The following is a 13,997-nucleotide window of genomic DNA, read 5'->3' as shown; positions in this document are numbered from 1 at the left end:
TGGGACACACCATGTCAACCGATCTTCAACTTCGCTGCACCGACGACGCCCTGGTGCTGGTGACCGGCGCGACCGGTCACCTCGGCGGGCACTCCGTCGCCCGACTGCTCGACGAGGGCTACCGGGTGCGGATCACCGTCCGTGAGCCGGGCCAGGGCGACGAGGTGCTCGACCGGGTCCGGCAGGCGGGCACGAACCCGGATGGCCGGGTCGAGTTCCGCACCGCAGCCCTCTCCGCCGACGAGGGCTGGGCCGAGGCGGTCGCCGGGGCGCGCTACGTGCTGCACCACGCGTCGCCGTTCCCGTTCACCCCGCCCACTGACGACGACGAGGTGATCCGGCCAGCCCGCGACGGAGCGCTGCGCGTCCTGCGCGCCGCCCGCGAGGCCGGCGTACGGCGGGTGGTGCTGACCTCGTCGTACGCGGCGGTGGGCTACACCGTCAAGCCCGACGGCCAGTACACCGAGGCGGACTGGACGAACGTGGACGACGACATCCCGGCGTACCACCGGTCGAAGACGCTCGCCGAACGCGCCTCCTGGGACTACGTCCGGAACAACGGTGGGGTCGAGCTGAGCGTCGTCAACCCGACCGGCATCTTCGGGCCGCTGCTCGGGTCGCGGGTGTCCGCCTCGACCGGCCTGGTGCAGGCATTCCTGCAGGGGGCGATGCCGGTCGTACCCCGGATGCACTTCGGGGTGGTCGACGTCCGGGACGTGGTCGACCTGCACCTGCGCGCGATGCTGCACCCGGACGCCGCCGGTGAGCGGTTCATCGGGGTCAGTGGCCGGTCGATCAGCTTCCTCGACCTGGCGAAGATGCTCGCCCGACACCTGCCGAGCCTGGCCGACCGGGTGCCGGCCCGCGAGTTGAGCGACGACGAGGTCCGGGAGGCCGCGAAGACCGAGCCGGCGCTCCGTGAGGCCGCCGCCCTCGGTGGTCAGGTCCCGGTGATCAGCAACGACAAGGCCCGCACCGTCCTCGGCTGGCGGCCCCGCCCGGTGGAGACGACCATCACCGACACCGCCGACAGCCTCATCAAGCTCGGCGTGGTCACCACCTGACCGCTGCAGCGTGCTCGGGCTGGTTACGGAGGATCGCACCAAGGCTCGCCGCCGCAGCTACCGGTGCGCCGGTAGCGGGCACGCGCGGCGGCAACACACCACAGCGGCTGCCGGGCGAAGGGGCCCACCCCCAGCGCGAATCATCGAGGCCAAGCAGCAGGCGAGGCCCGGTTCGCCACCACGACACAGGCAGCATAGACAAGTCGACATCAACTGATACCCTCCCCTCGCCTTACCCGCAGAGGAGAGACACCGAATTGAAGAAACTATCGAGCGTCGCGACCGTGCTCGCACTCTCAGTTGGAATCGCTATCGTCCCAGCGGCATCTGCCTACGCTGCTACGGACAGGAGCGGGGCGGAACGGCTGAACATCCCGAACAGCAGTGCGTGCAAGGACGGTCGCACGGTCATGCAAGGCATGGTGGCAGGGCCAGGCGGCCAGCTTTACATCATTTTCACCAAGGCGGCCGGCGCGGAGCCCGTCCTGTCCAGGTGGTTGCGCGACGGCTCAACCTGGGACGGCACCAGCTGGGTCTGCGCCGGGGCACCAAGGTCCATACCCACACTCGGCCACGGTAACGACCTCGCCTACAACGCGAACTATCTGGGCCAGGGCCCGGCCCTGATTGCTACCCAGGGGAGCCAATCCGCGTTTCTGAGCGACAAGGTGACAATCGTGCGCCTGAACGCCGACGGATCTGTTGGCACAACCGGGGAAGTGCGTCTACCGATAGGCAACATCAGCGGTCTCTGCTACAGCGCCACGGCCGCCGGTGGAGCCGGCAAATATGCTGCCCGACGGTTGGGTAGCCTGTGGACACATCCCGGCGCCGGCGCGCTTACGAGCGGATGGACGCTGGTGAAGAGCAACCTGACGAGTCACGATAATCGTTCCGACCAAGGCATTGACTGCTCAGAGAACTATATCTGGAACACCAAGTCGATCAACACCTCAACGCCCGCTACCGGGTGGAATTGGGTGTACCAGTACAACTGGTCTGGAGGCGATGTGGAGAGTGACATCGGAATTCCGGGGAACAACTTGGTCGATGAGATCGAAGATGTCACCCACGTGGGGAGCGAATTCTTCGTCGGCATCAACCGGAACGACGGACTAGCAGACACCGTGAAGGTGCTCACCGAATAGTTCGAGCAGCCCGAGGGTGGTGCTGCCTCCGTCGACCGACATGATCGTGCTCGATCCAGGATCGAGTGGCCTCCCGACGCCGGCGATGCCACTACAACCTGGATCGAGCGCGATCATGCCGACGAGGCGCAGAGGCGGGCGGACTCGGACCCGACCGCAAGGGCGGGGCGAGGGCGGGCGGGGTCAGCGGCGCAGGGTGAGGATCAGGTCGGCTACCAGGGCCGTCCAGCCGGTCTGGTGCCAGGCGCCCAGGCCGGCCCCGTTGTCGCCGTGGAAGTACTCGGGGAAGGCGATCAGGTCGCGCCAGTCCGGGTGGGTCTGGAACATCTGAGCGGCACCGTAGATCGGCCGTCGACCCCAGTCGTCCTGGGTGAAGAGCGAGATCAGCCGGGCGGAGAGGTCGTCGGCGATCTCGTCCAGGGTGTGCTTCACCCCGGAGCGGGTCGGGTACTCCACCTGGAGGTCGTCGCCGAAGAACGCCGCGTAGTCGCGCAGCGCGCTGATCAGCAGGAAGTTCGTCGGCATCCAGATCGGACCGCGCCAGTTCGAGTTGCCCCCGAACAGCCCACTGGTCGACTCGGCCGGCTCGTAGCCGACGGAGAACTCCTGCCCGCCGAGGGTGACCGAGAACGGTTTGTCCAGGTGGGCGCGGGACAGCGTACGAAGACCGAAGTCGGAGAGGAACTCGTCCGGGTCGAGCATCCGGGCGAGCAGGCGGACCACCTGCTCCGGGCCGACCATGGACAGCAGTCGCTGCTGCCGGCCGTCGGGGCCGAGGCGGCGGGTGCCGATCACCTGGGCGTACTCCGGGCGGTTGGTGAGGAACCAACGCAGCCGGGCGCCCAGCTCCGGCAGGCGGTGCAGGGTCCGGGCGGTGAGCCGGGTGGTGGCGGCCAACGGCAGCAGCCCGACGACGGAGCGGACCTTCAGCGGCACCTTCGTGCCGTCGGCGAGGCGCAGCACGTCGTAGAAGAACGCGTCCTCGTCGTCCCACAACCCCTGCTCGTACGCGGCGGCGGCGATGTAGGCGAAGTGCTCGAAGAACTTGGTAGCGGTGTCCACCCAGGTCCGGTCGTGTTCGGCGAGCACGATCGCCATGTCCAGCAGGTTGAGCGCGTACATGCCCATCCAGCCGGTGCCGTCGGACTGCTCCAGCACCCCGGCGACCGGCAGCGCCGCCGAGCGGTCGAACGGCCCGACGTTGTCCAGCCCGAGGAAGCCACCCTCGAAGACGTTGTTGCCGCCGGTGTCCTTGCGGTTGACCCACCAGGTGAAGTTGAGCAGCAGCTTGTGCATCACCCGGGCCAGGAACTCGTAGTCCCGGCCGCCGTCGATCTCGAACACCTTCAGCGCCGCCCACGCGTGCACCGGCGGGTTCACGTCACCGAACGCCCACTCGTACGCCGGGATCTGCCCGTTGGGGTGCAGGTACCACTCGCGGAGCAGGAGCAGGATCTGCTCCTTGGCGAAGCCCGGGTCGACCCGGGCGATACTCACGCAGTGGAAGGCCAGGTCCCAGGCCGCATACCAGGGGTATTCCCACGGGTCGGGCATGGAGATGACGTCGAAGCTGGTCATGTGCCACCAGGCGCTGTTGCGCCCGTGCCGACGCCCGGCCGGCGGCGGTGTCGAGCCCGGGTCGCCTTCGAGCCAGCGCTTGACGTCGAAGTGGTAGAACTGCTTGCCCCACATCAGCCCGGCGATGGCCTGCCGGGCGACCAGCGCCTCGTCGGCTGTGGCGGCCGGTGGGATCACTCCGGCGAAGAACCGGTTCGCCTCGGCCCGCCGCGCCCACACCACGGCCTCGAAGCCGTCGCTGAGGTCGGCCGGGGGCGGCGGCGCGGCGGCCGGCGGCGACGCGGTACGGGTCAGCCGCAGCCGGATCTGGCGCTGCCCGCCGGCCGGCACGTCGAGCACGTAGTGCAGCGCGCCCTTGGTGCCCTCCCGGGCGGGGTTGACGGTGGCCGCGCCGTTGACGACGTGGTCGTTGATGCCGTCCTTCGGGTACGGGGAGCGACCGGGTAGGCCCCAGAGCCGTTCGGCGTTGGTGTCGTTGTCGCAGAGCAGCGGCACCGGGCCGCCGTCGCCTTCCAGCAGCAGTTGGCCGAGCACCCGGTGCTCGCCGACGAGCCGGGTGCCCTGGCCGGTCAGCCGGGGGATCCGGTCGCCGCCGGGCAGGCCCCAGGACCAGGTGTTACGGAACCACAGGGTGGGCAGGACGTGCAGGGTGGCCGCCTGGTCGCCCCGGTTGGCGACTGTCACCACCATGCAGAGGTCGGTCGGGGAGGCCTTGGCGTAGTCGACTGTCACCGCCCAGTACCGGTCGTCGTCGAAGATCCCGGTGTCCACCAGCTCGTACTCGGTGTCGTCGCGGCCGCGCAACGCGTTCACCGCGACGAGTTCGTCGTACGGGAAGGCAGCCTGCGGGTAGTGGTAGCGCCAGCGCATCCAGGAGTGGGTGGGTGTGGAGTCCTCGTACCACCAGTACTCCTTGACGTCCTCGCCGTGGTTCCCGCCGTCGCCGCCGAGGCCGAACATCCGCTCCTTGAGGATCGGGTCCTTGCCGTTCCAGAGGGCCAGGGCGAACGCGAAGGTCTGTCGTTCGTCGCAGACGCCGGCCATCCCGTCTTCATTCCACCGGTAGGCTCTGGACCGCGCGTGGTCATGCGGGAAGTAGTCCCAGGCCGTACCGTGCTCGCTGTAGTCCTCCCGCACCGTCCCCCACGCCCGTTCGGACAGATAGGGACCCCATGCACGCCAGTCCTGCTCCCCCGCGTCAGCCTGGGCGAGCCGGAGCCGCTCAGCGTCGGGTGGCGAGGCGTCGGAGGACGATCGGTCAGTGATCACGTGCACATCTTTGACGTCGCCGCGGTACTTGACCACAGCGGCCATTCTCGTCGTGGCGTGTTACACCCCGCCGCCGGTGGAGGAAAGTTGATCGACATTCACTTCGGCCCGCAGATCTGCGGCGACCTGACCAGCGCGGCCAGCCGGGAGTGGCTGGTCCCCGACGGCCTCGGCGGCTACGCGATGGGCACTGTCGGCGGGCTGCGGACACGTCGCTACCACGGCCTGTTGGTGGTTCCCGGCGAAACGCCGGCGTCCCGCCAGGTGGGACTGGTCAGCCTCGATCCGGCGGTCACCCTGCCGTCCGGCGCGCGGGTGCGCCTCGGCGCGCACGAGTGGGCCTCCGGCGACGTGGACCCGCGAGGCTTCGAGCTGTTGGAGCGCTTCGACCTGGTCGACGGGCTGCCCCGGTGGCGGTGGCGGATCGGCCCTGTGGTGATCGAACGGGAGCTGGCCATGCTGCCCGGCCGCTCCTGCGTCGCGGTGGTGCACCGGCTGGTCGCCGGTGGTCCGGTCCGGCTGGAGCTGTCGGCCGCCTGCACCTGGCGGGACGCGCACGGCGAACGGCGGGCCGACGGCCCGATCCCGCAGGTCGAGGCGGTGGCCGACGGCGCGGTGGTCGAGGGCGCGTACCGGCTCGCCGGCCCGGGTTGGTCGCCCGAGGGGCAGTGGTGGCTGGGCGTGCACCACCGCGAGGAGGCCAACCGGGGCCTCAACGCCGACGAGGACCTCTGGTACGCGGGCCGCTTCTCCGGTGAGTTGGAACGGCCCGGCGACACGGTGTCGGTGCGGGCCTGGGCCGGTCGACTCGACGACGAGCCGCCGCCGGCGGAGGAGATCGTGGCGACCGCGAGGCGGCGCAACCGGCGGGTGGTGGCGACGGCGAAGCCGGCCGACGACGTGGACGCCACCCTGGCGCTGGCCGCCGACGCGTTCGTGGTGCGCACGAACCAGGCGGCGGTGGACGTGGTGGCCGGCTACCCGTGGTTCGGGGCGTGGTCGCGGGACACGATGATCTCGTACGAGGGATTGTTCCTCTGCACGGGTCGCGCCGACGAGGGTCGGGAGCTGCTGCGGGCGTACGCGGCGACGCTGTCCGAGGGAATGCTCGCCAACACGGCCGACACCGGTCGGGTGGAGTACAACACCGTCGACGGCACGCTGTGGTTCCTGCACGCGGTGAGCCGGCACGTAACAGTCACCGGCGACACCGACCTCGGCGACGAACTGCTGCCCGCGCTGCGCGCGGTGATCGACGCCCACACCGCCGGCACCCGCTACGGGATCCGGGTCGACCCGGCCGACGGGCTGCTCACCCAGGGCGCCGCCGGCACCGCGCTGACCTGGATGGACGCCCGGGTGTACGGGGTGCCGGTCACCCCGCGGACCGGCAAGCCGGTCGAGGTCAACGCGTTGTGGATCAACGCGCTGGCCGGGCTCGCGGAGCTGACCGAGCTGGCCGGGCAGGACGCCGACGAGCTGTGGCGACGCCACCGGCAGGCCACCGCCTCGTTCCGGGAGCGGTTCCCGGCCCCGACCGGCTGGCTGCACGACGTGCTGGACGCGCCCGCGCCGGCGTACCCGTTGGGTGGCGCCGCCCTGCACGACGACGACGCGTTGCGCCCCAACCAGTTGCTGGCGTGGTCGCTGCCGTACGCGCCGATGGAGCCGGACGAGGCGACGCTGCGCCGGGTCGGGGGCGGGCTGCTCACCCCGCTCGGGCCGCGCAGTCTGGCCCCGGATTCCGCGGAGTTCGTGGGCCGGCACCGGGGCGGCCCGGCCGACCGGGACGGGGGCTACCACCAGGGCACGGTCTGGCCGTGGTTGCTCGGCCCGTACGTGGACGCCGCACGCCGGGGAAAGATGTCCGTCGATGACGTATTCGTTGGCATTGAGGCTCATTTGGTGGAATATGGGTTAGGCTCGGTGAGCGAGACGGCCGATGGCCTCGCGCCGCACACCGCTACCGGGTGCCCGTTCCAGGCATGGTCGGTGGCCGAGCTGCTGCGGGTGCGGCGAAAGAGCCAGTAGCGCTTTACACGACCGCAACGGTGGTGTCGCCGCTGGTTATCGCGATCCCGGCAGGATTGGCCCCGATCCAGACGCGACGGCGACATCGATTCGGTGTCGGTCGGCGCGCGCCCGGGGACAACTCAAAGGGGGCCGCATGTCACTCGATGCCCACGTGATCGACATCAACCCCGCCCGACAGCTGCGGGTGCTGATGCTCTCCTGGGAGTACCCGCCGGTGCTCGTCGGCGGTCTCGGTCGACACGTGCACGCCCTCTCCGTCGCCCTCGCCGCCGCCGGCCACGAGGTCACCGTCGTCACCCGCCACTCCGACGGCGCACCCCTGGAGGAATACGCCGACGGCGTACGCATCCTGCGCGCCCCCGAGGACCCGGTCACCTTCCCCCTCGCCACCGGCTCCCTGCTGGCCTGGACCATGGCCTTCAACCACACCCTCACCCGCACCGCCCTGCGCGCCACCCAGGCCGGCTCCTACGACGTCATCCACGCCCACGACTGGCTCGTCGCCCACACGGCCGTCACCCTGGCCGAGCACCTGGACCTCCCCCTGGTCACCACCATGCACGCCACCGAGGCCGGACGGCACCAGGGCTGGCTGCCGGAGGAGATGAACCGCACCATCCACGGCGTCGAGCACTGGCTCAGCAGCTCCTCCATCCGGGTGATCACCTGCTCCGGCTACATGCGCGACCAGGTGACCGCGCTGTTCGACGTACCGGCCGCCCAGGTCGACGTGGTGCCCAACGGGGTCGACGACCGGGCCTGGCGGGCCCGCCCAAGAGCGGTCGCGTCGGCCCGGGCACGGTTCGCCGGAGACGGCCCGTTGGTCGGGTACGCCGGGCGGCTGGTCTACGAGAAGGGCGTCCAGCACCTGGTGCACGCCGTGCCCCGGCTGCGCGAACGACACCCGGGGCTGCGCGTGGTGATCGCCGGCGACGGCCCGTACCGCACCGAGTTGGAGGCAGAGGCCCGGCGACTGGCCCTCAGCTCGACCGTCCGGTTCACCGGGTTCCTCGACTCCACCCAACTACCGGCGATGCTCGGCGCCACCGACGCGACAGTGGTGCCCAGCCTCTACGAGCCGTTCGGCATGGTGGCGCTGGAGGCGGCGGCCGCCGGGGCGCCCCTCGCCGTGGCCCGTACCGGCGGCCTCGCCGAGATCGTCGAACCCGGCGTGACCGGGGTGACGTTCCCGCACAGCGACCCGGACGCGCTCGCCGGCGCGGTCGGCCAGCTGCTCGGCGACGAGGTCTTCGCCCGGCGGCTGGCCCGCCGGGCCCGCACGATGGTCGGCGAGCGGTACGGCTGGGCCACCATCGCGGCCCGCACCGCCGCCAGCTACGCCACCGCTCGTCGCGAACACGGCCCCGTGCAGGCCCGACGCGCCGCCGCCCGCCTGAGCGGCGGGCGGACCCGGATCGCCATCCCGGAAGGGAACCTGCTCGCTGCCGCCGCCGACCACGCCGCCTGCTGAGCCGAGTCGGACGACCGATAGGTGACTTCCGATCCGCTGGTTAGGGTGTAGCCCGGACAGCGGCTGAGGAGGAGCGTGCACAGGTGCTGATCGCCGGTCGGTACCGGCTGCTCGACCTGGTGGGTCGCGGGGGCATGGGTCGGGTGTGGCGCGCCCGCGACGAGATGCTGCACCGCGAGGTGGCGGTCAAGGAGATCGTTCCACCGAGTTGGTTGGCCGATCACGAACGGGCCGAGCTGCGCTCACGCACCATGCGGGAGGCGCGCGCCGCGGCCCGGCTCAACCACCCCGCCGTGGTCCGGCTCTACGACGTCGTCGCGGTCGAGGGCAGCCCATGGATCGTCATGGAGTACGTCCCGTCCCGCACCCTGCAGGACGTCGTGGACTCCGAGGGGCCGCTGGAACCGGCCCGCGCGGCCCGGATCGGGCTGGCCGTGCTCGACGCGCTGCAGGCCGCGCACACCGCCGGGGTGCTGCACCGCGACATCAAACCGCAGAACGTGCTCGTGGCGCACGACGGGCGGGTGATGCTCACCGACTTCGGGCTGGCCACCTTCGACGGCGGCGACGGCGCGATGACCCGCCCCGGCATGGTCTTCGGCTCCCCGCAGTACGTGGCCCCCGAGCGGGCCGCCGAGGGGGTGTCCACAGTGGCCGCCGATCTGTGGTCGCTCGGGGCGACCCTGCACGCCGCGGTGGAGGGGCAGTCCCCGTACGCCCGCAGCACCGCGATGGCCACCCTGAGCGCGCTGGCCGCCGGCCCGCCCGACCCTGCCCCGCACGCCGGGGCGCTCGCCCCGGTGCTGGACGGGTTGCTGCGCCGCGACCCGCGCGAGCGCCTCGACCACGACACCGCCCGCCGGTTGCTCAGGACGGCCGCGACCGGCCGCGCCGACCCGCTGTCGGCGACCGACCGCCCCTCGGCCGACCGACCGGCGCCAGGGCTGGTTGGCCAGCCCGCCACGGCGGACGACCCCGACGACCAGGACCCCACAGTTCCACTGCCCGACCCGGCCGTCCCGGCCGCAGCCGGTGACGCCTCCCCCACGCCGGCCCCGGATCGGGCGACCGCCGGACGTACCGCGCGTCGGGTGGCGGTGGTCGCCGTGGCGCTGCTGGTGGCCGTCGTAGCCGGCGTCGGCACCGCGCTGACCCTCGTTGGCGACAAGCCCAGCGACCCCACCGGCTGGTCCTCGCCGCCGCCGAACCGGCCGCCCAACGGCGGGCCGTTCGGCCCCGGCCCGCCACCGAACGGGCGGAACGTCCCCCCGCCCCCGTTCGCCTGTGTCCGCCCGGACGTCGTCGGATCGCCTGTGCGGGCCGGCACGCCGACCTCTGGCGAAGAACTCCGGCCGCCGCCCGGATGGGTCTGGCACGCCGACACCGCCGGCTTCCGGGTCTCCGTACCGGCGACGTGGCTGACCTCCCGCGACGGCACTGTGGCGTGCTTCCAGGACCCGGCGACCGGCCGGGCCTTCAGCGTCGCCGAAGGCGGCGCCGTCGACCCCCTGGAACTCCTGCGGACCGCCCGCGGAACGGCGGCCGGGGCGGGGGCTTTGCCGGGGTACGACGAGATCCGGCTCGCCGCGGGCGACGGCGGAGCCGAGTGGGAGTTGCGCTGGCAGACGCCGCACGGCTCATGGCTGCACGCCCGACAACAGGTCCTCGGCACCGACCGCTGGACGCTGGGTTGGATCACCCGGGACGAGGACTGGGCCGGGGCCGCAGCGGACTGGGAACTGGTCCGAAAGAGTTTCCGACCACCCCGCTGACCTGCACCGTATGGCCATGATCCGAACCACCGTCCGTCGTGGATCGAGGCCGCTCAGTGGATGAGAAAGCCGGCATTGGTGGCTATCGTGGAACCCGGGGTGACCGAGGGGGAGCGACCGTGCATCAGTTGCTGATCGCGGGTCGGTACCGGCTGCTCGACCTGGTCGGCACCGGCGGAATGGGCCGGGTGTGGCTTGCTCGCGACGAGATGCTGCACCGCGACGTGGCGGTGAAGGAGGTCGTGCCGCCGTCCTGGCTGGCCGAGACCGAGCGCGCGGAGTTGCGGCTCCGAACCCTGCGCGAGGCACGCACCGCCGCCCGGCTCAACCACCCCAACGTGGTCCGCATCTACGACGTGGTGCACGACCGGGAGAGCCCCTGGATCGTGATGGAGTACGTGCCGTCGCGATCGGTGCAGCAGATCATCGGCGCCGAGGGGCCGCTGAGCCCGCAGCGCACCGCCCGGATCGGGCTGGCGGTGCTCGCCGCGTTGCGGGCCGCGCACGCCGCCGGGGTGCTGCACCGCGACGTGAAGCCGCCCAACGTGCTGGTGGCCGACGACGGGCGGGTGGTGCTCACCGACTTCGGGCTGGCCACCTTCGACGGCGGCGACGGTGTGATGACCGGGCCCGGCACGGTGCTCGGCTCACCACAGTTCGTCGCCCCCGAGCGGGCCCGCGAAGGGGTGTCCGACGCGCGCACCGACATGTGGTCGCTGGGCGCGACGCTCTACGCGACGGTCGAGGGGCAGTCACCGTACGCACGGTCGAGCGCGATGGCGACGCTCAGCGCGCTGGCCACCGAACCACCGGACCCGATGCGTCGGGCCGGCCCGTTGCGTCCCGTCCTCATCGGCCTGTTGCAGCGCGACCCCTGGCGGCGGTTGACCGCCGCCGAGGCGGAGCCGCTGTTGCGCAGCGCCGCGGCGAGCGACGACGAGCCCGCCGGGTCGGTCCGCTCCTCGGCGGTCGTGGCGGTCCTCAGCGCCGGGCGGGCCATCGCGCCGCACCCCGTCGAACCGGTGGCCCCGTCGGGCGAGCCGGCCACGCCAGCCCCGAGCGCGCGCCCGCGGCGCCCACCCGGCCGGCGACGGCGTCTGATCGCCCTGGGAGGTGTGGCCACCGCTGTGCTCGTCGCGGGTGGCGTCACGCTGGCGCTGGTAAACCGGCACGATGACGGGACCACACCGTCCGGCTCGGGCGGTGGTGCGCCGACCTCCCGGCCGGCGGCGTTCGCCTGCACGTCGTCCCCGCCACCGTCGGCGACCCCGGTGGTGGCGGTGTCACCGCCACCCGGCGTGAAGTACGGGCTGCGCGAGGGCTGGACCTGGTACGACGACCCGACCGGGTTCCGGATCGCCGCGCCGGTCGGGTGGGCGCGCTGGACCGAGGGCTCGGTGACCTGCTTCCGGAAATCCGGCGGGTCGCGGGTGCTCAGCGTCGAGGCGGGGCCGGCCCGCCCGGATCCGGTGGCGCACTGGAAGGCCGAGGAGGCTCGGCTGACCGCGAGTGCCGCGCTGCCGGGCTATCGCAGGGTGGACATCTCCGCGATGGACATCTTCAAGGGCGGCGCGGTGTGGGAGTGCGGCTGGCAGAACGCCCTCGGCGTTCCGGTGCACAGCTTCCGGCTGTTGGCGAACACCTCGGCCGACCGCTCCTACACCGTCTCGTGGTTGACAGAAGAGTTCGACTGGCAGGTCAACGCGGCATACTTGCCGATGATCCGGCAGAGCTTCACCCCCACCCTGTGACACGGTCCGATGTGGACCTTCCGGGTGATGCCCCTGCGGCGCCGACGCTGACTACAGTGGCGTAGTTTTGGGCGCTCAAGATCCCTGGGGAGGGTGAGCCGAGATGATGGGACCGCAACACGCGCTGTCCGGCGCGGCGGTGTGGCTGGCTGGCTCCTGGGCGCTGGAGCAGTTCGCCGACTACCACCAGTCGCCGCTCGCGTTGGCGGTGGGCACCGCTGTGTGCGCCGGTGGCGCGCTCTTTCCCGACCTCGACATGTCGGGCAAGGTGACCAAGAACCAGGGTGGGGCCACCGTGGCCCGTACCTTCGGAGTCTTCTCACTCTTCGCCGCCGAGGTGATGGAGAAGATTTCTCTCGGGGTCTACTACGCCACCAAGCTCAGCAAGGACCCCCGCCGCAGCAACGGGCACCGGACGCTGACCCACACGCTGCCGTTCACACTGCTGGTCGGCTGGGGCACCACAGCGCTCTGCGCCGCGTACGGCAAGTGGGCGGTCATCACCATCCTGTTCTTCATGTTCGGCCTGGCGCTGCGCGGGCTGTTCGACGAGTGGGCCGAGCGGGCCGGGTGGGTGATCATCACTCTCGCGTCGGCCGGGGCGGCCTGGTTCACCTTCGCCCACCTGCCGGGCGGACGCGGCTATCCGCTGATCGGCACCGCGCTGGGCGTGGGCTGCTTCGTGCACATCCTCGGCGACATGATCACCAGAGCGGGCGTGCCGATCCTCTGGCCGATCCCGATCAAGCGGCGCATGTGGATGATGATCGGCCTGCCGAACAGCATCGCCCTGCGCGTCGGCAGCAAGGCCGAAGTGGTCGGCATGCGCATCGCACTGACCGTCGTCTCCGCGCTCGCCACCGTCGGCCTGATCGCGCCCTCGGTGCTGAGCCGTTTCGACATCGACATATGATCGATCCGGCGCCGGCGATCCCACCGGCCGAGGACGAACGCGTACCGGAGTTCTGCCGCGCCCTGGGGTTGCCCGGCCTCGCCGACGTGCACGTGCACTTCCTGCCGGCGCGCCTGCTGCGGCGGGTGTGGGCCTACTTCGACGCCGCCGGGCCGTTGGTCGGCACCGAGTGGCCGATCCGCTACCGGTGGAGCGACGCCGACCGGGTCGCGCACCTGCGCCGGCTCGGTGTGCTGGCGTTCAGCGCCCTGGCGTACGCGCACCGGCCGGGCATGGCGGCGGAACTCAACCGCTGGACGCTGGACTTCGCCCGCGACACCCCCGGGTGCCTGGCCTCGGCCACGTTCTACCCCGAGCCGGAGGCCCCCGGGTACGTCGAGGCGGCCCTCGCCGAAGGCGCCCGAGTGTTCAAGCTGCACCTACAGGTCGGCGGCTTCGCACCGACCGATCCGGCGCTGGACCCGGTCTGGGGGATGCTGTCCGACGCGGATGTGCCGGTGGTGGTGCACGCCGGGCACGCCCCGGTGGGGACCGCCAACACCGGCCCGGAACCGTTCGCCGCCCTGCTCGCGCGCCACCCTCGGCTGACCGCGGTGGTGGCGCACATGGGCGCCCCGGACTACCGGGCCTTCCTGGACCTCGCCGAGACGTACGAGCGGGTCCGGCTGGACACCACAATGGCGTTCACGCCCTTCTTCGACCAGTTCGTGCCCTTCCCCGGCGAGGAGTTGCCCCGGCTGCGCGAGTTGGGGCTGGCCGGCAAGGTGCTGCTGGGCAGCGACTTCCCGAACATCCCGTACCCGTACGCCGACCAGGTGACCGGGCTGGCCCGGCTGGGCCTGGGCGACGACTGGCTACGCGCGGTCTGCTGGACCAGCGCCGCCACCCTCTTCAACCTGCCCTGACCCGCACCGCACCGCACCCGGCCCCTCGGCTCCGCGATCTTGCACTTTCTGCCCCGACAAAAGGTGCGTATCCCTCCATATCGGCAACAGGA

The 13,997-nt window shown here is 71.6% G+C and carries 9 protein-coding genes; 8 read left to right on the top strand and 1 reads right to left on the bottom strand.

Annotation, left to right across the window (positions count from 1 at the left end):
* The first annotated feature begins 11 nt into the window (after window positions 1-11).
* The gene (locus PSH03_RS03645) at window positions 12-1,064 is read left to right on the top strand and encodes an NAD-dependent epimerase/dehydratase family protein (protein ID WP_238688244.1); all 1,053 of its coding nucleotides are present in this window, start codon (window positions 12-14) and stop codon (window positions 1,062-1,064) included.
* Window positions 1,065-1,474: 410 nt separating this feature from the next.
* On the top strand, window positions 1,475-2,212 hold the full coding sequence (locus PSH03_RS03640; RefSeq protein WP_238688243.1) for a hypothetical protein: 738 nt from the start codon (window positions 1,475-1,477) through the stop codon (window positions 2,210-2,212).
* 183 nt (window positions 2,213-2,395) lie between these two features.
* Here the strand turns inward: PSH03_RS03640 and PSH03_RS03635 are convergent, their stop codons facing one another.
* Window positions 2,396-5,104, bottom strand: a complete 2,709-nt coding sequence (locus PSH03_RS03635) for an MGH1-like glycoside hydrolase domain-containing protein (RefSeq protein ID WP_210781954.1) — start codon at window positions 5,102-5,104, stop codon at window positions 2,396-2,398.
* A 42-nt stretch (window positions 5,105-5,146) separates the two neighbouring features.
* Between PSH03_RS03635 and PSH03_RS03630 the strand changes: the two genes are divergently transcribed.
* From PSH03_RS03630 to PSH03_RS03605, 6 genes are all read left to right on the top strand, one after another.
* Window positions 5,147-7,090, top strand: coding sequence for an amylo-alpha-1,6-glucosidase (locus PSH03_RS03630; protein WP_238688242.1), 1,944 nt, complete (start codon window positions 5,147-5,149; stop codon window positions 7,088-7,090).
* Between the two features lie 136 nt (window positions 7,091-7,226).
* The gene (locus PSH03_RS03625; RefSeq protein WP_210781958.1) at window positions 7,227-8,564 is read left to right on the top strand and encodes a glycosyltransferase family 4 protein; all 1,338 of its coding nucleotides are present in this window, start codon (window positions 7,227-7,229) and stop codon (window positions 8,562-8,564) included.
* An 83-nt stretch (window positions 8,565-8,647) separates the two neighbouring features.
* On the top strand, window positions 8,648-10,336 hold the full coding sequence (locus tag PSH03_RS03620) for a serine/threonine-protein kinase (RefSeq protein ID WP_308194344.1): 1,689 nt from the start codon (window positions 8,648-8,650) through the stop codon (window positions 10,334-10,336).
* A 119-nt stretch (window positions 10,337-10,455) separates the two neighbouring features.
* A complete protein-coding gene (locus PSH03_RS03615; protein ID WP_238688241.1) occupies window positions 10,456-12,087 on the top strand; it encodes a serine/threonine-protein kinase in 1,632 nt (543 codons plus the stop codon).
* A gap of 103 nt (window positions 12,088-12,190) precedes the next feature.
* On the top strand, window positions 12,191-13,000 hold the full coding sequence (locus PSH03_RS03610; protein ID WP_210781960.1) for a metal-dependent hydrolase: 810 nt from the start codon (window positions 12,191-12,193) through the stop codon (window positions 12,998-13,000).
* Window positions 12,997-13,905 carry an amidohydrolase family protein gene (locus tag PSH03_RS03605; protein WP_238688240.1) on the top strand — a complete coding sequence of 303 codons (909 nt, stop codon included), beginning with the start codon at window positions 12,997-12,999 and terminating at the stop codon, window positions 13,903-13,905. The genes PSH03_RS03610 and PSH03_RS03605 overlap by 4 nt, the downstream gene beginning before the upstream one ends.
* The last annotated feature ends 92 nt before the right edge of the window (window positions 13,906-13,997 follow it).

The sequence above is a fragment of the Micromonospora salmantinae genome (genome assembly GCF_022230905.1).
In the GTDB taxonomy this organism is placed as follows: Bacteria; Actinomycetota; Actinomycetes; order Mycobacteriales; family Micromonosporaceae; genus Micromonospora; species Micromonospora salmantinae.
This window is presented reverse-complemented; position numbering and strand designations above follow the sequence as displayed.